The 18,242-nt window shown below is 72.6% G+C and carries 14 protein-coding genes and 1 pseudogene; 11 read left to right on the top strand and 4 right to left on the bottom strand.

Annotation, left to right across the window (positions count from 1 at the left end):
• A pseudogene (locus ACFC51_RS35040) lies at positions 1–181 on the top strand (ABC transporter permease); the annotation flags it as partial.
• A 106-nt stretch (positions 182–287) separates the two neighbouring features.
• On the opposite strand, the gene ACFC51_RS35035 reads toward ACFC51_RS35040, so the two are convergent.
• Positions 288–1,643, bottom strand: coding sequence for a family 43 glycosylhydrolase (locus ACFC51_RS35035; RefSeq protein WP_376532786.1), 1,356 nt, complete (start codon positions 1,641–1,643; stop codon positions 288–290).
• 564 nt (positions 1,644–2,207) lie between these two features.
• Between ACFC51_RS35035 and ACFC51_RS35030 the strand changes: the two genes are divergently transcribed.
• The 3 genes from ACFC51_RS35030 (at position 2,208) to ACFC51_RS35020 (ending at position 5,409) form a co-directional block, all read left to right on the top strand.
• Positions 2,208–3,497 (top strand): DUF692 domain-containing protein, encoded by a 1,290-nt coding sequence (locus ACFC51_RS35030; RefSeq protein WP_376532785.1) that lies wholly within the window; start codon positions 2,208–2,210, stop codon positions 3,495–3,497.
• Between the two features lie 7 nt (positions 3,498–3,504).
• Positions 3,505–4,515 carry a TIGR04222 domain-containing membrane protein gene (locus tag ACFC51_RS35025; protein ID WP_376381234.1) on the top strand — a complete coding sequence of 337 codons (1,011 nt, stop codon included), beginning with the start codon at positions 3,505–3,507 and terminating at the stop codon, positions 4,513–4,515.
• A 117-nt stretch (positions 4,516–4,632) separates the two neighbouring features.
• Positions 4,633–5,409, top strand: coding sequence for a TIGR04222 domain-containing membrane protein (locus ACFC51_RS35020; protein ID WP_376532783.1), 777 nt, complete (start codon positions 4,633–4,635; stop codon positions 5,407–5,409).
• A 313-nt stretch (positions 5,410–5,722) separates the two neighbouring features.
• Here ACFC51_RS35020 and hemQ read toward each other — a convergent pair whose 3' ends face one another.
• On the bottom strand, positions 5,723–6,436 hold the full coding sequence (gene hemQ, locus ACFC51_RS35015) for a hydrogen peroxide-dependent heme synthase (protein ID WP_376376559.1): 714 nt from the start codon (positions 6,434–6,436) through the stop codon (positions 5,723–5,725).
• Positions 6,437–6,440: 4 nt separating this feature from the next.
• Positions 6,441–7,928 (bottom strand): protoporphyrinogen oxidase, encoded by a 1,488-nt coding sequence (gene hemG / locus ACFC51_RS35010; protein ID WP_376376561.1) that lies wholly within the window; start codon positions 7,926–7,928, stop codon positions 6,441–6,443.
• Positions 7,929–8,055: 127 nt separating this feature from the next.
• On the opposite strand from hemG, the gene ACFC51_RS35005 reads away from it, so the two are divergent.
• Together ACFC51_RS35005 and ACFC51_RS35000 are read left to right on the top strand one after the other, a co-directional pair.
• Positions 8,056–9,039, top strand: a complete 984-nt coding sequence (locus ACFC51_RS35005; RefSeq protein WP_376532781.1) for a DUF4349 domain-containing protein — start codon at positions 8,056–8,058, stop codon at positions 9,037–9,039.
• Between the two features lie 50 nt (positions 9,040–9,089).
• Positions 9,090–10,469 carry an FAD-dependent oxidoreductase gene (locus tag ACFC51_RS35000; protein WP_376376564.1) on the top strand — a complete coding sequence of 460 codons (1,380 nt, stop codon included), beginning with the start codon at positions 9,090–9,092 and terminating at the stop codon, positions 10,467–10,469.
• An 8-nt stretch (positions 10,470–10,477) separates the two neighbouring features.
• Here the strand turns inward: ACFC51_RS35000 and hemE are convergent, their stop codons facing one another.
• On the bottom strand, positions 10,478–11,587 hold the full coding sequence (gene hemE, locus ACFC51_RS34995) for a uroporphyrinogen decarboxylase (protein WP_376532779.1): 1,110 nt from the start codon (positions 11,585–11,587) through the stop codon (positions 10,478–10,480).
• Positions 11,588–11,679: 92 nt separating this feature from the next.
• On the opposite strand from hemE, the gene ACFC51_RS34990 reads away from it, so the two are divergent.
• The 5 genes from ACFC51_RS34990 to ACFC51_RS34970 all read left to right on the top strand — a co-directional run bounded on the left by ACFC51_RS34990 (position 11,680) and on the right by ACFC51_RS34970 (position 18,232).
• The gene (locus ACFC51_RS34990; protein ID WP_376376568.1) at positions 11,680–12,339 is read left to right on the top strand and encodes a DUF3000 domain-containing protein; all 660 of its coding nucleotides are present in this window, start codon (positions 11,680–11,682) and stop codon (positions 12,337–12,339) included.
• 220 nt (positions 12,340–12,559) lie between these two features.
• Complete coding sequence (locus ACFC51_RS34985) at positions 12,560–13,222, top strand: response regulator transcription factor (RefSeq protein WP_033300087.1); 663 nt, start codon at positions 12,560–12,562, stop codon at positions 13,220–13,222.
• Positions 13,223–13,339: 117 nt separating this feature from the next.
• Positions 13,340–14,614, top strand: coding sequence for an HRDC domain-containing protein (locus ACFC51_RS34980; protein ID WP_376532777.1), 1,275 nt, complete (start codon positions 13,340–13,342; stop codon positions 14,612–14,614).
• 271 nt (positions 14,615–14,885) lie between these two features.
• Positions 14,886–16,106: a thiolase family protein gene (locus ACFC51_RS34975; RefSeq protein WP_376376572.1), complete on the top strand. Its 1,221-nt coding sequence runs from the start codon at positions 14,886–14,888 to the stop codon at positions 16,104–16,106.
• A complete protein-coding gene (locus ACFC51_RS34970) occupies positions 16,103–18,232 on the top strand; it encodes a 3-hydroxyacyl-CoA dehydrogenase NAD-binding domain-containing protein (RefSeq protein ID WP_376532775.1) in 2,130 nt (709 codons plus the stop codon). The genes ACFC51_RS34975 and ACFC51_RS34970 overlap by 4 nt, the downstream gene beginning before the upstream one ends.
• The last annotated feature ends 10 nt before the right edge of the window (positions 18,233–18,242 follow it).

Genomic DNA, 18,242 nt, shown 5'->3' with positions numbered 1-18,242 from the left:
CGGCTGGTTCCAGCCCATCGCCCAGTACCAGCCCTTCACCCCCGCCATCGAAACCCTCCGCGGCCTCCTCCTGGGCACCGAGATCGGCCACAACGCCTGGCTCGCCCTCGCCTGGTCCCTCGCCCTGACCGCACTCGGCTACACCTGGTCCACCAGCGCCTTCACACGCGACCCGAAGTAAGCATGAACACGCGGACCGCTCCCGCACCTCGTCCCACCCGGGGCGGCATCCACCGGCACCCTGCCGGGGACGCCGCCCCGTCGGCGTCCCCGGGCGGCGGGATGCCTCAGTGGTCCCGGCGCCGGACGTACAGGCGGTTGCCCTTCGGGCCGGTCCATTCCACCCGCACGACACCGGGCACGGCCGCATCGGCGAGACGCGAGGGGTTGGACCAGTGGCCGAAGTTGGGATTGCGGAAGAACGTCGCCCAGAGACCGCCGTGGGCGTCCTCGAAGAAGTTGTTGTGGCCGGCGCCGACACCGACGGTCCAGCGTTCGGAGTACGGGCCCTCGAAGGAGTCGGAGACGGCGGCCACCGCGTCGTACTGGTACTGCACACGGCCGGTCCCGGCCGGGACGTAGGCCTGGCGCGCGGTGCCGTCGGCGTCGACCGACGTCCGGTCCCAGGCCGCGTGGAGGAGGAAGTACGTGCCTCCGTGCTTGAACACGTACGCGCCTTCGAGGTACGGCTCGGGCGTGTACGGGGTCTGCCGGAACGCGGGGAGGTCCGTCGTCGGGACGATGTCCTCCATGTCGTCGCGGAACCTGGCGTACAGGTTGTTGTGCAGCACCAGCCAGGCGTCGCGGCCCTCGCTGTAGAGGCTGCCGTCGATGTGATGGTAGGCGCCGGGCTCGATGAAGGCCGGTCCCCCGATGAACGGGTCGCCGAAGGGCTTCTCCAGGTTGCCCTCGACGAGCCGGTACGGGCCCTCGACCCCTCCTTCGCTCACGAGCAGGAACGAGCCCACCTTCCTGGAGTGGTCCCCCATGCACGCCACGATGTACCACGTGCCGCGGAAGCGGTGCAGCTCCGGGGCCCATGCCTGGCCGCGCTTGCCGAACTCCTCGTCGTACCAGTACTCCTGCCAGGGGGCGACGACCGTCCTCCCGGGCCGGTTCTCGCCGGTGAACTCGGGCGACCAGACCTTGCCCTTCTCCGCGCCGGGCCGGATCCCGGTCGTGTCGGCCAGCTTCCACGGCCCTTCGAGGGAGCGGGCCAGCCAGACGAAGATGCCGTCGTTCCACGGGCCGGCCGCTTCGAGGCCGGGCACCCGGGTGGTGCCCGTGGCCACGTAGAGCGGGCGCCCGTCCTCGACGAAGCAGTTGACGTAGGTGTCCCGCATCCACACCACGCCCCGCTCCTTGTCGCGGGGGCGCAGCTCCAGAGGGAGGACGAAGGAGTTGTCCTCCCGGGGCCACAGGTCCGGCCGGGTGTCTGCGAGGCCGTAGGGCTCGGGGTCGGGCCAGTTCGCCGGGTGCCGTCCCTTCGACGTGGCCGGAGCGGGACGGCGGGGCGCCGGGGCGGCCGAGGCCTGCGTCGCCGGGGCTGCGGCCACGGGCAGGGCGGCCGCCGTTCCTACGCCGGCGGCACGGGCCAGCAGGGACCGGCGGCCGAGCTGCCGCGTGTTCTCGGAGCTGGTCATCAGTGGTGTTCTCCTTCATCGGTCCGGGCCCGAAGACCCAGGAGCGGGCCGGGGTCCGGCCCCCGGCGCCCGGCCGGGGAGACCGTCGGCGGGCACGTCCTGGCAGCGTGCGAGGTCCTGGACAGCAGGTGTCCGGCGGTCAGCGGGTGCGCCCCGGGGCGGTCGTGCGGAATCGCCCCGGCCGGCGAGCGGGTGGCGTCGGCCCCTGGGCTGAACACCGGGATCCTGCCCGGTGGTCCGGGTGCAGGACTGTCCTCCCCCGCCTGGATCGTGCGGCGGGGCGCTCCGTGGATGGCATGTCGGTCAGCATGCGAACGCCTGTTGATCTCCGTCAACGGAGCCCGGAATTAATCCGGCGTCCCCGGCCCGTCGACGCGTCCAACCCGATCGGCGTTTCCGCAGGCCGACGGCGTTCCGAGCGGGACACGCAGGGCGTCACGATCGGATAACGGCCGTTTTTCCACGCCTCCGGGAACCTCAAATCCAGCTCTGAACGTCCCCTCATCCGGATTCACCGGCATCCGGCGGGGCCATCACCCCTGCACGGAACGGGGAGGGGACACCATGAAGCTGGGAATCGGTATCGGCTGGCGGCCGGAGATCGCGGACGCCGTCGAGGACCTGCCGGGGATCGACTGGGTCGAGGCGGTCGCGGAGAACCTCTGCACGGACCATCTCCCCGACTCCCTGGTACGGCTCCGGGAGCGGGGCGTCACGGTCGTCCCGCACGGGGTCTCGCTGGGCCTGGGCGGTGCCGACCGGCCGGATCCCGGCCGCCTCGCCGGGCTGGCCGCGCGGGCCGAACTGCTGGGGACACCCCTGGTGACGGAGCACATCGCGTTCGTGCGCGCCGGCGGGCCGCTCACCGCCTCTCCGGTGCTGGAGGCGGGCCACCTGCTGCCGGTACCCCGGACCTGGGACGCCCTGGACGTCCTGTGCGAGAACGTGCGGATCGCGCAGGACTCACTGCCCGTCCCGCTGGCACTGGAGAACATCGCCGCGCTGATCTCCTGGCCCGGCGAGGAGCTGACGGAGGGGCAGTTCCTCGCGGAGCTGGTCGAACGCACCGGCGTACGGCTGCTGATCGACGTCGCCAACCTGCACACCAACCACGTCAACCGGGGCGAGGACCCCGCGACGGCACTCGACGAACTGCCGGTCGAGGCCATCGCGTACGTCCATGTGGCGGGCGGCGTCGAGAAGGACGGGGTCTGGCACGACACGCACGCACACCCCGTGACGCGCCCCGTCCTGGACGTGCTGGCCGAACTCCGCTCGCGCGTCGACCCGCCGGGGGTCCTGCTGGAGCGCGACGACGACTTCCCGCCGGCCGCGGAACTGGCCGGCGAACTGGCCGCGATCCGTTCCACCGCGGCGGCTTCCACCGCCCGGGGAGCGGCCCGCCCCCGGACCGTCCGGCCACCGGCGCCGGCCGCCCCCGCCGCCGGGGCCCGCGACCGGACCGCCGTGGCACAGACCGCGCTGCTCTCCTCGCTGGTCGCCGGCACACCGGTGCCGGAGGGCTTCGACCACCGGCGCCTGGGGGTGCAGAGCCGCGCCCTGGCCGCGAAGCGGGCCGATGTCGTCGCCAAGGTCGCACCGGAACTGCCCGAGATCCTCGGCGACGGCTACCGGAGGGAGTTCCTCGCGTACGCCAGGAACCGGCCGATGTCCGGCGGTTACCGCCGCGACGCCCTCGCCTTCGCCGAGCTGCTGCTCGTCGAGGGCCGGCCCGGCGACGAGGCGGCCCGGCGGCGGCTGACCGTCTGGTGGCGGGACCGGGCCGCCCCCCGGCCACCGGGCCGCGCGACCCGCCTCGCCCGCTCCGCCCGCGCCGCCCTCCTCGGAAAGTGACCGCGCCATGAACCTTCTCGCTCTTCTGCTGACCCTTGCCGTGGCCGTCTCCTCCACCCTCCTGGTCGTCGCGACCCGTCGCGCCGGCCGGCGGGGCGGCGAGTCCCGCGGGTACGTGCTCGACCTCTCCGAAGTGGCCTTCCTCAGCGGCGGTCCGGCCAGGGTGGTGGACACCGCGCTCACCTGCATGCACACGGAGGGACGGCTGACCATCGGCGGACCCGGCGTCGTCGCGCTCCAGCGCGCCGAGGCCCGGGACGCGGTGGAGCGGGCCGTGCTCCATGAACTGGCCGGGGCCCCCAGCGGGGCCCTGAGCACCCTGCGGGCTGCGGTGATGCGGCATCCCGCGGTGCAGGAGATCGGCGACGGACTGGCCTCCCGGGGCCTGCTCATCGCCCCGGACGAGAGCCGGGAGCGCCGCCGGTGGGGGCTCGTCCTGGGCATCGGATGCCTCATCGGCATCCCGGTGAGCATCGCCTTGACCGTCGCCCAGTACGCCCTGATCGACGCGTTCGCCGACCTTCCGGTGCCGTTCGTGGTGAAGATGCTGCCCGCGATCGTCGTCGGCGCCGTCGTGGGCTTCAGCACGGCGGGGGCCACCAGGGCCCGGCTCACCAGGGCAGGACGCCAGGTCGCCGACGCCTACCGGACGGCCAACGCCCATGTGGCCGATCCGGCCCATCTGGTGGCGGCCCACGGCCTGCGCGCACTCCCCGACCCCGTGCTCCAGGGGCATTTGGCGGACGCCGCCCGGCAACTGCCCTCCCGGCGCTCCTCGTCGGGCTCGACGACCTCGCCGGCCGGGTCGGACGCCTTCATCCCGGTGCTGTGGTGCGCGGGTACGGCCCCCGGCAACGGGAGCTGCGGAGGTTCCAGCGGCGGAGGCGGCGACTCGGGATCCGGCTCCACCTGCGGTTCGGGGTCGAGCTGCAGCAGCGGCTCCAGCTGCAGCAGTGGATCCAGCTGCAGCAGCGGTTCGAGCTGCGGCGGCGGTTCCAGCTGCGGCAGCAGTTCGTGAACGCACGGAGCCCGAGAGGGGCGCGATTCAGCCAGCCATGACCGTGTGTGACCGGGATTCGTCCGTATCGTGAACACGGTGTGGCGCTCCTGAGCTGTTCTCGCATAGAACTCCGCCATGCTCTGGGTCCTGCTTCTTCTGGTCGCGTGGGGCGCGGCCGCCGTCTCCTGCATCCGGCTGTGCCTCGTCACGGCGGGTGCGGCGCAGCGGCCGTCCGCCGTCGCCGGGCCGGCCGCCTCCCCCGAACTCAACCTGTACGAGACGGCGTTCCTGGCCGGCGGGCCGCAGCGGGTCGCCGACCTCGCCCTGGTCTCCATGCACCTGCGGCGCCGGCTGCTGCTGGCCCACACGGGCTGGGCGACGGTCGTCGACCCCGAGGGACGGGACGAGGTCGAGCGCACCGTGATCCGGGTGATCGGCCCGGAGGGCCAGTCCCGGATAGCCCCGATAAGGACCGCGGCAGCGACGGCCGAGACCGTGCGCTCCCTCGCCGACCGCCTGGTCGCGGCCGGTCTGGCCGTGCCGCACGGAACCCGGACGGTTCTGGAGTCGGCGGTGCGCGCGGTGCGGGGCGCGGCGGTGCTGGTGGTGGCCCTGGCCGCCGCCGCGATGCTGATCCCCGGTCAGGACACGGGCTACGCGGGCCCGGTGGCCGCCTGGTTCGGGCTGCCGCTCGTGCTGACGCTGGGCTGCCTGGCCATCGCACGGGTGGAGAACCACCCGTACAGCCCGTGGGCCTCGCCGACCGGGCAGCACTGGCTGGACTCGCTGCCGGCCCCGGTGCGCGGAGCGGACCGCGATCTCCTGGCGGCGGTGGCGGTGCGGGGCGTGGGAGCCCTGGAGGACCCCGAGCTGAGAGCGGCCCTGCCGATCCGGGCCCGGACCGGGGTCTGATCACGGACCGCACGCACCGGGACCTGGTCACACCCTGCCGGCGTCGCACACCACGAGGGCCGCCCCCGTCGCCGGGGGCGGCCCTCGTGGTGCTCTATGCGGTTGTTCGGCCCGGGACACATCGGCCGGAGCCGGCGGGAGGCGGCGGTCCGCGGAGAGGAATGGCTGACTCCCCCGCGGGCCGCGACAGTTCGCCGGCCGTCGGCCGATGTGTACCCGGCACCGGACCCGGTGTCGCTGGAACGACGGGCGGCGTCACACGCGCCGTTGCCCGCCAACTGATCTTCCGGGTCGGGATGACCGGAAACGCTGGCTATGCGAGTCCGGCCACCAAGTCTGCGACAGCCTTCCTGCGTCCCGTGTAGAACGGGACTTCCTCCCGCACGTGCAGCCGCGCCTCGGACGCCCGCAGGTGACGCATGAGGTCGACGATGCGGTACAGCTCGTCGGCCTCGAAGGCGAGGACCCACTCGTAGTCGCCCAGCGAGAAGGAGGCGACGGTGTTGGCGCGCACGTCCGGGTAGCCACGGGCCATCTTGCCGTGGTCCGCGAGCATGCGGCGGCGGTCCTCGTCGGGCAGCAGGTACCAGTCGTAGCTGCGCACGAAGGGGTACACGCTGATGTAGTCGCGCGGCGTCTCGTCGGCCAGGAAGGCCGGCACGTGCGACTTGTTGAACTCGGCCGGGCGGTGCAGCGCCATGTTCGACCAGACCGGCTCGAGTGCGCGGCCCAGCTTCGTGCGCCGGAAGAGGTTGTACGCCTCCTGGAGCTCGTCGGAGGTCTCCGCGTGCCACCAGATCATCAGATCGGCGTCGGCCCGCAGACCGGACACGTCGTAGGTGCCGCGGACCGTGATGTCCTTCGCCCCGAGCTGGTCGAACAGCTCCTGGACCTCGTCGGCGTAACCGGCGCGGTCGACGGGCAGGACGTCCTTCAGCCTGAAGACGGACCACAGGGTGTAGCGGATGACCTCGTTGAGGTCCTTGGCCTTCTTGCCTGCGTTCGGAAGCTTTTCTGGCGCACTCATACGGCTATTGTCCCGCCTCGCTCCCCGTGCCCCGAACCCGGGTCGGCGTGTTGTCGATCTCCCCCGTGCCCGCGGCCGCGAGGTCACGGACGATCTCGTCCGCGGCCCGGTGCGCGCTCGCCACACAGGCGGGGATCCCGACGCCGTCGTACACCGCTCCGCAGACCCGAAGGCCGGGCAGCTTGGCGACCTCGTCGCGGATCCGCGCGACCCGGGTCAGGTGGCCCACGGGGTACTGGGGCAGCCCGCCGATCCACCGGGTGACCTCGGTGTCCACGGGGCGGGCCGCCAGTCCGGTCGCGGACGCGAGGTCCGCCAGGGAGGCGGCGACCAGCTCGGAGTCCTCACGGTGCAGGTGCTCCTCCTCGCCGTACCGGCCGACGGAGGTGCGCAGCACGAAGAGGTCGGGAGCGGCCTCGGCGACCCACCGCCACTTGTTGCTGGAGAAGGTGGCGGCCTTGATCGTGCGCCCGTCGACGGGCGGCACGAGGAATCCGGACCGCCCCCGGAGCGCCTCGGTCCCCTCGATGTCGGAGCGCCGGAAGGCCATGGTGACCAGAGCCATCGAGGCGTACTCGACGGCGGCGAGCTCGACCGAGGCGGCCGGGCACTCGGCGGCGAGCAGGGTGGACGCCGACCATGCGGGGGTGGCCAGGACGAGGGCGTCGGCGGCGATCACCCGGCTGTCGGTGCGCACGTCCCACCCGTCCGCCGTCCGGGTCAGGCCGAGCACCGGCGTCTCCAGGAGGATCTCGCCGCCCCCCGCCCGCACGGCGTCGGCGACGGCGCCCGGCAGGGTGCCGATCCCGCCCTCGATGCCCTGGAAGACCGGCCCGGTCTGCTTCCGGGCGGCGGCCTTCTCCTGGATGCGGAGCACCCCGTCGAGGAGCGGCCCGCCCTCCTTCACCGCCTCGAAGAGCTGGGGCACGGCCGCGCGCATCGAGATCCGGTAGGCGTCACCCGCGTACACCCCGCCGAGAAGCGGCTCCACGAGCCGGTCGACGACCTCGCGGCCGAGCCGGTCGGCGACGTACGAGCCGACCGCGACGTCGTCACCGACGGCGGTCGGGGTGAGGTCGCGCTCCTCGGCGATCCTGGCCAGGCCCTCGGGCGAGAGGACCCCGCTGAGCGCCGACGGATCGCCGGGCACGCCCATCACGTGCCCCTTGGGCATCGGGCGCAGGGCGTCGCGGGTCCAGACCGACGCGGTGGCGGTGGCCGGCGGCTGGAGCCGGGCACCGAGCCCTGTCCCGGTGGCCAGTTCGACCGCCTCCGGCCGTCGCGCGAGCATCGACTCCGCACCGAGGTCGACCTGGGTACCGGCGATCTCGCCGGTCATCAGCTTGCCGCCGAGCCGCCCGGTCGCCTCCAGGACGGTGACCCGGAGGCCCGAGTCCAGCAGCCGGTGTGCGGCGGCGAGTCCGGCGATGCCACCGCCGATGACGACGGCATGGCCCGTACCTGTGGTGTCGCGCTGAAGAGGACGCTGCATGGGTCCACTCTCTCAAACCCGGTCCGAGTCCCGAACGTGACCGGTTCGAAACCGCTGACGGGCAACCCGCGCAGGGGGGCCGTACGTCGAACCAGCACCATCGACAACGGCCCTGGGGGGACGCGTTATGCCATACGGACGCCACACGGACAGTCATCCGCCCATCCGCGGCGGCCGCCGGCGCACGCGTGCGCTGGCAGCCGCCGGACTGCTCGTCACACTTCTGGCCACCGGTGCCTGCGGCGCCTCTTCCGACGGCGACGACCAGGGTGCACTGAATTCGGCGGCGGACCAGAAGGCGGCCGCCCCCGCCGGCGTGGGGGCCGGCTCCAAGGACGCGGAGAAGTCCGGTGCCGGGACCTCCTCGGCGCCGAAGCCGGGCCCGGCGGTCGCGGTCCATGTCATCCGCACGGCCACGCTCGGCATCGAGGTGAAGAGCGTGCCGAAGGCGGTGGCCGCCGCACGCGCCACCACGGAGAGCGCGGGCGGGCTCGTCGCCGAGGAGAACACGGAGCGGGTCGACGACACCCACGAGGTCTCCCACCTCGTCCTGCGGGTGCCGCAGGACGTGTACGCCGAGGTGCTGCGCGACCTCGCGGGAACCGGGAAGCTGCTGTCCCGTACGTCGAACGCGAAGGACGTCACGGGCCAGGTCGTCGACGTCGAGAGCCGGATCGCCACCCAGCGGGCGAGCGTCAGCCGGGTCCGCGACCTGATGGACAAGGCCGAGAAGCTCACCGACGTGGTGACCCTGGAGGGCGAACTCAGCAGCCGTCAGGCCGACCTGGAGTCGCTGCTCGCCCAGCAGAAGTCGCTGAAGGACCGCACCACGCTGGCGACCATCACACTCGAACTCAACGAACCGGAGGGGGAGGCGAACGACGCCGGGGACGAGGACACCGGTTTCCTCGACGCCCTGGGCGGCGGCTGGGACGCGTTCGTGACGGTCCTGCGGTGGATCACCGTGGCGATCGGTGCCACGGCACCGTTCCTGGCCGCCGCGGCCGTGCTGGTGCTGCTGTGGCGCCTGTTGCGCGGCCGGCTGCCGCGCCGCCGTACGGCGGCCCCCGGGAGGGCCACGGAGCCCGCAGAGGCCCCACCGGCCCCGTAGGAGCCGTAGCGTGGGCCCCGACCTGGCACACAGCGGCGGAGGGACCCGGCATGGCGGCGGAGCGACTGGTGGTCGTCGGAGGCGACGCGGCGGGCATGTCCGCCGCGTCGCAGGCCCGCAGGCTCAAGGGGCCCGACGAGATGAGCATCGTCGCCTTCGAGCGCGGCGAGTTCACGTCGTACTCCGCCTGCGGCATCCCGTACTGGGTGAGCGGCGACGTCGAGGGGCCCGACGCCCTCATCGCCCGTACGCCCGAGGAGCACCGGGCCCGGTCCATCGATCTGCGCACCCGCACCGAGGTCACGGAGATCGACGTCGCGGGGCACCGCGTACGGGCCCGGGACCGGGACAGCGGTGAGACGTACTGGACGGACTTCGACAAGCTGGTCATCGCGACGGGGGCCCGGCCCGTGCGTCCCGACCTCCCGGGGATCGACGCCCCGGGCGTCCACGGTGTGCAGACCCTGGGAGACGGCCGGGCGCTCCTGGACTCCCTGGACCGGGCCACGGGGCGCCGGGCGGTCGTCGTCGGCGCGGGCTACATCGGCGTCGAGATGGCCGAGGCGATGCTGAAGCGCGGCTTCGGGGTGACGGTGCTCAACCGGGGCGCGCAGCCGATGGCGACGCTCGATCCGGACATGGGCCGGCTGGTCCACGACGCGATGGACGGGCTGGGCATCACCACGGTCAACGACGCCGCGGTCACCGGGATCGACACCGGTCCGGACGGCCGGGTCACCGCGGTCTCGACGGACCGGGAGAGCTACCCGGCGGACGTCGTCGTGCTCGGCATCGGGGTCGAACCGGAGACCGCCCTGGCCCGGGAGGCCGGCCTTCCGGTGGGACCGCACGGCGGCCTGCTGACGGACCTCTCGATGCGGGTCGTCGGCCAGGAGGACATCTGGGCGGGCGGCGACTGCGTCGAGGTCCTGGACCTCGTCGCCGGCCGCACCCGTCACATCGCGCTCGGCACCCACGCCAACAAGCACGGTCAGGTCATCGGCTCCAACGTCGGCGGCGGATACGGCACGTTCCCCGGCGTGGTCGGTACGGCGGTGAGCAAGGTCTGCGACCTGGAGATCGCCAGGACCGGGCTGCGCGAGAAGGACGCCCGCGCGGTCGGCCTGCGCTACGTCACGGCGACCATCGAGTCGACGGGGCGCGCCGGCTACTACCCGGGGGCGCAGCCCATGACGGTGAAGATGCTGGCGGAGTACCGGACCGGACGGCTCCTGGGCGTGCAGATCGTCGGCCGCGACGGGGCGGCGAAGCGGGTGGACGTCGCTGCGGTGGCGCTCACCGCCGGCATGACGGTGGAGGCGATGACCGCCCTCGACCTCGGCTACGCCCCGCCGTTCTCCCCCGTCTGGGACCCGGTCCTGGTCGCCGCCCGCAAGGCCGTCTCGGCGGTGCGGGCGGCTGGCGGCTGACCGTGCGGTCAGTGTGCCGTCTGCTGGTGGACGTACTCGACGAGACGGGTGAGGGCGTCCGGGTCGGTCGTCGGCATGACGCCGTGCCCGAGGTTGAAGACGTGGCCCTCCAGTCCGGCGGCGGCGGCGAGCACCTCGCGGGTCTTCGCCTCGACCGCCTCGGTCGGCGCGAACAGCACCGCCGGGTCGAGGTTGCCCTGGAGCGCCTTGCCGGGGCCGACCCGGCGGGCACCCTCGTCCATCGGCACGCGCCAGTCCACCCCGACGACGTCCGCGCCGGCCTCGCCCATCAGGCCGAGGAGCTCACCGGTACCGACGCCGAAGTGGATGCGCGGCACGCCGTAGGACGCGACGGCGTCGAAGACCTTCGCGGAGGCCGGCATCACGGAGCGGCGGTAGTCGGCGGGTGCCAGCGCGCCGACCCAGGAGTCGAAGAGCTGGACCGCCGAGGCGCCCGCCTCGATCTGGACCTTCAGGAACGCCCCGGTGATCTCCGCCAGCCGGTCGAGCAGCTCGGCCCAGAGCTCGGGCTCGCCGTACGTCATGGCCTTGGTGCGCTCGTGGTTGCGGGACGGGCCGCCCTCCACGAGGTAGCTCGCCAGGGTGAACGGCGCACCGGCGAATCCGATCAGCGGCGTCGCGCCGAGCTCCGCGGTGAGCATCCCGATGGCCTCGGTGACGTACGGGACGTCCTCGGGCGTGAGGTCGCGCAGCCGGGCCAGGTCGGCGCGGGTGCGGATCGGCTCGGCGATGACCGGGCCCACGCCGGGCTTGATGTCGAGGTCGATCCCGATGGCCTTGAGGGGGACGACGATGTCGCTGAAGTAGATCGCGGCGTCGACCTTGTGGCGGCGCACGGGCTGCAGGGTGATCTCGGTGACCAGCTCCGGCATCATGCAGGAGTCGAGCATCGCGATGCCCTCGCGGACCTTCAGGTACTCGGGCAGCGACCGGCCCGCCTGACGCATGAACCAGACCGGGGTGTGCGGCACCGGCTCACGGCGGCAGGCCTTGAGGAAGGCCGATTCATGGGTGGCGGGGTTCGTCCGCAGGCCCGAGGACGGGCCCTCCCCTGATCGGACGGAGCTGAGCTCTTGGGGAAGGTCGTTGGCACTCACGCACAGAATCTTCGCACGGAGCGGCAACGAGCCGGACCTCGCATGGGTGTCCCTCCCTGCACGGGGCTCCGGTTCCGCCTACTCTTCCCCGCATGGCTCCGGCTCAGGGACAATTTTCCGATCATTCCGATGGCACTGACAGCGAGGGGAGTGCGGAGGACGAAGCAGTCCCGCCGGCGTTCAGGTCGGCGGTCGACGCGCTGCGTTCCGCCCGCCTCCGCCCCGAACTGGAGGTCGAGTCCACGCGGCCGCCGAAGCGGCTCGCCCCGCACGCGTACGCCGTGGAGGCCGCGGTCGTGGAGGGTGAGGACGATCTCGCCGACGGCCGGCTGGTCCTCCTGCACGACCCGGCCGGCCACGACGCCTGGCAGGGCACCTTCCGCCTGGTGACGCTCGTGCGGGCCGAGCTGGAACCGGAGATGGCGGCCGACCCGCTGCTGCCCGAGGTGTGCTGGTCCTGGCTGACGGGGGCGCTGGACGCCCGCGGGCTGTCGTACGGGGAGGCCGGAGGCACGGTGACGCGCGCCGGGTCGCACTACTTCGGCGCGCTGGCGGAGCGCCGCCCGGCGACACAGATCGAGATCCGGGCCTCGTGGACGCCCCGCGAGGGGCGGGGCGGGGTGCCGGACATGGGAGCGCACCTGGTCGCCTGGGGGGACCTGCTCTGCCAGCTCGCCGGCCTGCCGCCGTCCGGCACGAACGACGCCGCGGTGGTGACCCTGCCCCAGAGGCGTGGACCCCAGGTCTCCTGACGCTGCGTCACCTTCGGAGAGAGCCGGTCGCACAGGGACCGGCTCTCTTTTCGTACAATCGATCGCGCGTCCGATTTGCCCGAATTGTTACTCACTAAATCGTGATCTTCCTCTAAAGGAGGACGCGCCTGCTGCCGAAGAGGTCAATGACCCTTCAAGCACGGTTCGCCCCCGGCTTCATCCCCGAGCCGGCCCGTCCCGCCACTCCCCAGGAGGCCTGGTGTCCGTTCTCCTCGAGCAGCCCGCAAGCCTGGTCGCCTACCGCCCGAACAAGCCGACGGCCATGGTCGTCGTGGCCGACCCGCGCGTCCGTTCCACCGTCACCCGCCATCTGTGGGCCCTCGGAGTTCGTGACGTCATCGAGGCGTCGTCCATCGCGGAGGCCCGCCCCCGCGTCGGCAACCCGCGCGACATCTGCGTTGCCGACGTCCACCTGCCCGACGGTTCCGGGCTGACCCTGCTGTCCGAGACCCGAGCCGCCGGCTGGCCGAACGGCCTCGCCCTCTCCGCCGCCGATGACATCGGCGCGGTGCGCAACGCCCTCGCGGGCGGAGTGAAGGGCTACGTCGTCACCGGCACCCGTACCAACATCGGCCACCCCACCCGACCCGGCGTCGCCCCGATCGGCGCCAATGCCGCCCGTATGCACCGCCGGCCCCCCGGCTCCCCGAGCCACCCGGGCGGCTACCGCGAACTCTCCGGCCGTGAGGTGGAGGTGCTCCGCCTGGTCGCCGAAGGCCAGTCCAACAAGGCCATCGGCGTCTCGATGGGCCTCTCCGCACTCACCGTGAAGAGCCACCTCGCCCGCATCGCCCGCAAGCTCGGCACCGGGGACCGCGCCGGAATGGTCGCCGTGGCCCTGCGGACGGGCATCATCCACTGACCCCGACACCCCGCCGGCACCTGCGCGGATGCGTATCCGGCCGGTTTACGCGCATGGCCGCCCGCCGACGGAACGTTCCGTCGGCGGGCGACGCGCATACACAGATACCCTTGGCATGTGACCGACGCCCAAGAGACCGCAGCAGACACCTCACTGCGAACCACCGGGGGCGCTCCCCCGGACGACGTCGCCCCGGCGCCGATCCCCTTGCTCGAACCGCGCGAGGGCATCCCGCCGGTGGTGGCCGACGACGACGCGCTGGCCCGGGTGGTCGCGGCCTTCGCCGCGGGCACCGGCCCCGTGGCCGTCGACGCCGAGCGCGCCTCGGGATACCGCTACGGGCAGCGCGCCTACCTCGTGCAGCTGCGCCGCGAGGGCGCCGGGAGTGCGCTGATCGACCCGGTCGGCTGCCCGGACCTGTCCGGTCTGGGCGAGGCGCTCACCGGCACCGAGTGGATCCTGCACGCCGCCACGCAGGACCTGCCCTGCCTGCGCGACATAGGCATGACCCCGACCTCGCTCTTCGACACGGAGCTCGCCGGACGGCTGGCGGGATTCCCGCGCGTCGGACTGGGCGCCATAGTGGAGAACGTCCTCGGCTACGCCCTGGAGAAGGGCCACTCGGCGGTCGACTGGTCCACCCGCCCCCTGCCCGACCCGTGGCTGCGCTACGCCGCGCTCGACGTCGAGCTGCTGGTGGACCTGCGCAACGCCCTGGAGGAGGAGCTGGACCGCCAGGGCAAGCTCGAGTGGGCGCTGGAGGAGTTCGCCGCGATCGCCTCGGCCCCTCCGGCTCCCCCGCGCAAGGACCCGTGGCGCCGGACCTCCGGCATGCACAAGGTGCGCCGCCGCCGCCAGATCGCGGTCGTACGGGAGCTGTGGACCGCCCGTGACCAGGTGGCGCAGCGGCGTGACATCTCGCCCGGCAAGGTCCTCGGCGACGCCGCGATCATCGAGGCGGCCCTGGCCCTCCCCGTGAACGTACAGGCGCTCACCGCGCTGCCCGGCTTCGGGCACCGCATGGGGCGCCGTCAGCTGGAGCAGTGGCAGGCGGCCGTCGACCGGGCCAGGCAGCTGCCCGAGTCGGAGCTGCCTCAGCCCGGCCAGCAGCCCGCCGGTCCTCCCCCGCCCCGCTCCTGGGCGGACAAGGACCCGGCCGCCGCGGCGCGGCTCTCCGCGGCCCGCACCGCGGTGTCGGAGCTCGCCGAGCGGCTGCACATGCCGCAGGAGAACCTGATCACCCCCGACACCGTGCGCCGGGTCTGCTGGGAGCCGCCCAAGGTCCTGACCCCGGACACGGTCGAGACCGCCCTCGCGGGACACGGCGCGCGCCAGTGGCAGATCGGCCAGGTCGGCCCGCTGCTGCTGCGGGCCCTGGACACCAGCGCCTGACCCGCCCCGCACGCGTGCGCCCCCTGCCGGATCCGGCAGGGGGCGCACGCGTGTCGGGAGCCCGCCGGGAGCGGTTCCGTCGAGGAGGATCGAATTCACGCCAGTTACCCGGACCTCCCGGGCCGCCGGCGGGACCCCCGCTCCGTGTGACGTTCGCCGCTCCGGCGACGGGGGGTGGGCAGTCTGGTTACCCGCAAGTAGCATGAGGGGCGTGGCGCGCCGATGCGTGCGCCCGCAGCAGTGCCATCCCGCACCCTGGAGGAGAGCCACCGTGCCTCGTACCATCCGGGACGTCGTCTTCGTCGACGGCGTCCGCACCCCGTTCGGCAAAGCGGGCCCGAAGGGCATCTACCACGAGACCCGCGCCGACGATCTCGTCGTGAAGGCCATCCGGGAGCTGCTGCGCCGCAACCCGGACCTGGACCCCGCGAAGATCGACGAGGTCGCCATCGCCGCGACCACCCAGATCGGTGACCAGGGCCTCACCCTCGGGCGTACCGCCGGGATCCTGGCCGGTCTGCCGCAGTCGGTGCCCGGTTACTCCATCGACCGCATGTGTGCGGGCGCCCTCACCGCCGTCACCTCGACGGCCGGTTCCATCGCCTTCGGCGCGTACGACGTCGTCATCGCGGGCGGTGTCGAGCACATGGGCCGCCACCCGATGGGCGAGAGCGTGGACCCCAACCCGCGCCTCGTCTCGGAGAAGCTGGTCGACGAGTCCGCCCTCTTCATGGGCATGACCGCGGAGAACCTGCACGACAGGTACCCCTCGATCACCAAGCAGCGCGCCGACGAGTACGCGGTCCGCTCGCAGGAGAAGGCCGCCAAGGCGTACGCCGACGGCAAGATCCAGCAGGACCTGGTGCCGGTCTCCGTGCGCCGCACCAACGCCGAGGCGGGCGAGACGGGCTGGGGCCTGGTCACCGCCGACGAGCCGATGCGCCCGGGCACCACGCTGGAGTCGCTGGCCGGTCTGAAGACCCCGTTCCGGGCCCACGGCCGTGTGACGGCCGGTAACGCCGCCGGGCTCAACGACGGCGCCACCGCCTCGCTCCTCGCGTCCGAGGAGACCGCCCGTGAGCTGGGCCTCCCGGTCAAGATGCGCCTCGTGTCGTACGCCTTCGCCGGCGTCGAGCCCGAGGTCATGGGCTACGGCCCGATCCCGGCGACGGAGAAGGCGCTGGCCAAGGCCGGCCTCTCCATCGAGGACATCGGTCTCTTCGAGATCAACGAGGCCTTCGCCGTGCAGGTGCTCGCCTTCCTGGAGCACTACGGCATCGCCGACGACGACCAGCGCGTCAACCGGTACGGCGGCGCGATCGCCTACGGCCACCCGCTCGCCTCCTCCGGCGTCCGCCTGATGACTCAGCTGGCCCGCCAGTTCGAGGAGCAGCCGGAGGTCCGCTACGGCCTGACGACCATGTGCGTCGGCTTCGGCATGGGCGCGACGGTCGTCTGGGAGAACCCGAACTTCAACGGAGGCAACAAGTGAGCTCCACCACTGAGCTTCTGAAGGGCGCGGCCGAGCTGTTCCCCGGCGAGGTCGTCACGCAGTCGCACGTACGCCACCTCGACCTGCCCGGCGGCGCGGGGCGCTTCGCGCTCATCACGCTGGACAACGGCTTCGACCACACCAAGCCGACCACCATCGGCCCGCAGTCGCTGGCGAACCTGAACGCCGCCGTCGACCAGGTCGAGAAGGAGGCGGCCGAGGGCACGATCGTCGGCGTCGGTGTGACCGGCAAGCCGTTCATCTTCGCCGTCGGCGCGGACCTCAAGGGCGTCGAGCTCCTCAAGGACCACAAGGACGCGCTGGCCATCGGCAAGGGCGGCCACGACGTCTTCCGCCGCCTGTCCGGCCTCGCGGTCCCGACCTTCGCGTACTACAACGGCGCGGCCATGGGCGGCGGTGTGGAGATCGGTCTGCACTGCTCCTACCGCACCGTCTCCAGCGCGCTGCCCGCGTTCTCGCTGCCCGAGGTCTTCCTCGGCCTGGTCCCCGGGTGGGGCGGCTGCGCGCTGCTCCCCAACCTGATCGGCGCCGACCGCGCCGTCTCGGTGATCATCGAGAACTCGCTCAACCAGAACCGCCAGCTCAAGGGCAAGCAGGTCTTCGAGCTCGGGATCGCCGACGCGATCTTCGAGGGCGCGGACTTCCTGGAGCAGTCGCTGATCTGGACCGCGTCCGTCCTCAAGGGCGAGATCGCGGTCGAGCGTCCCGAGGTCGACCGCGGTGACGCCTGGGACCAGGCCGTCGCGCGCGGCAAGGCCGTCGCCGACTCCAAGGTGCACGGTGCGGCTCCGGCCGCGTACCGCGCGCTGGAGATCATCGCGGCGGCGAAGAGCGGCGACCTGGGCGCCGGCTTCGACGCCGAGGACCAGGCCCTCGCGGACCTCATCATGGGCGGCGAGCTGCGCTCCGGGATCTACTCCTTCAACCTGGTCCAGAAGCGCGCCAAGCGCCCGGCCGGTGCACCGGACAAGGCCCTGGCCCGTCCGGTCACCAAGGTCGGCGTCGTGGGCGCGGGCCTGATGGCCAGCCAGCTCGCGCTGCTCTTCCTGCGCCGCCTCGAGGTGCCGGTCGTCCTCACCGACATCGACCAGGAGCGCGTCGACAAGGGTGTGGGCTACGTCCAGGCCGAGATCGACAAGCTCCTCGGCAAGGGCCGCATCAACCAGGACAAGGCCAACCGCCTGAAGGCCCTGGTCTCCGGTGTGCTGGACAAGGCGGAGGGCTTCTCCGACGCCGACTTCATCATCGAGGCCGTCTTCGAGGAGATCGGCGTCAAGCAGCAGGTGTTCGCCGAGGTCGAGGCGGTCGCCCCTGCGCACGCCATCCTCGCCACGAACACCTCGTCCCTCTCGGTCACCGAGATGGCGTCGAAGCTGAAGAACCCCGAGCGGGTCGTCGGCTTCCACTTCTTCAACCCCGTCGCGATCCTCCCGCTCCTGGAGATCGTCCGGGGCGAGCAGACGGACGACGCCTCGCTGGCCACCGCCTTCGGTGTCGCCCGCAAGCTGAAGAAGACCGCGGTCCTGGTGAAGGACGCCCCGGCGTTCGTCGTCAACCGCATCCTCACCCGCTTCATGGGCGAGATCCAGAACATCATCGACGAGGGCACCCCGGTCGAGACGGCGGAGAAGGCCATCGAGCCCCTCGGCCTGCCGATGTCCCCGCTGGTGCTGCTGGAGCTGGTCGGGCCGGCCATCGGTCTGCACGTCTCCGAGACCCTGAACCGCGCCTTCCCGGACCGCTTCACGGTCTCCGAGAACCTCGCGGCGGTCGTGAAGGCCGGCAAGCGCGGTTTCTACGTCTACGACTCGGGTGCGCCGGTCCTCGACCCCGAGGTCGCCGCGCTCCTCCAGCAGGGCGACACCGTCCTGACGGAGGAGCAGGTCCGTGACCGCGTCCTGGACGCGGTGGCGCAGGAGATCGGCCTGATGCTGGCGGAGGGCGTCGTCGCCGAGCCGCAGGACATCGACCTCTGCCTGATCACGGGCGCGGGCTGGCCCTTCCACCTGGGCGGCATCACGCCGTACCTGGACCGCGAGGGCGTCTCTCAGCGGGTGAACGGCAAGCCGTTCCTCGCGCAGGGTGTGGCGAGCGTCCCGGCGTAACCCGTTCCAC

Source organism: Streptomyces sp. NPDC055962, assembly GCF_042270185.1.
GTDB lineage: Bacteria > Actinomycetota > Actinomycetes > Streptomycetales > Streptomycetaceae > Streptomyces.
Note: the sequence above shows the minus strand (reverse complement) of the source record. Positions and strands in the feature narration are given on the sequence as shown.

Bases quoted from the DNA above. Each gene is read 5' to 3' on its own strand.
- ACFC51_RS35020 (WP_376532783.1), top strand. From the start codon at position 4,633: ATGCTCTGGGTCCTGCTTCTTCTGGTCGCGTGGGGCGCGGCCGCCGTC.
- ACFC51_RS35000 (WP_376376564.1), top strand. From the start codon at position 9,090: ATGGCGGCGGAGCGACTGGTGGTCGTCGGAGGCGACGCGGCGGGCATG.
- ACFC51_RS35030 (WP_376532785.1), top strand. From the start codon at position 2,208: ATGAAGCTGGGAATCGGTATCGGCTGGCGGCCGGAGATCGCGGACGCC.
- ACFC51_RS35035 (WP_376532786.1), bottom strand. From the start codon at position 1,643: ATGACCAGCTCCGAGAACACGCGGCAGCTCGGCCGCCGGTCCCTGCTG.
- ACFC51_RS35005 (WP_376532781.1), top strand. From the start codon at position 8,056: ATGCCATACGGACGCCACACGGACAGTCATCCGCCCATCCGCGGCGGC.
- hemQ (WP_376376559.1), bottom strand. From the start codon at position 6,436: ATGAGTGCGCCAGAAAAGCTTCCGAACGCAGGCAAGAAGGCCAAGGAC.
- ACFC51_RS34990 (WP_376376568.1), top strand. From the start codon at position 11,680: ATGGCTCCGGCTCAGGGACAATTTTCCGATCATTCCGATGGCACTGAC.
- ACFC51_RS35025 (WP_376381234.1), top strand. From the start codon at position 3,505: ATGAACCTTCTCGCTCTTCTGCTGACCCTTGCCGTGGCCGTCTCCTCC.
- hemG (WP_376376561.1), bottom strand. From the start codon at position 7,928: ATGCAGCGTCCTCTTCAGCGCGACACCACAGGTACGGGCCATGCCGTC.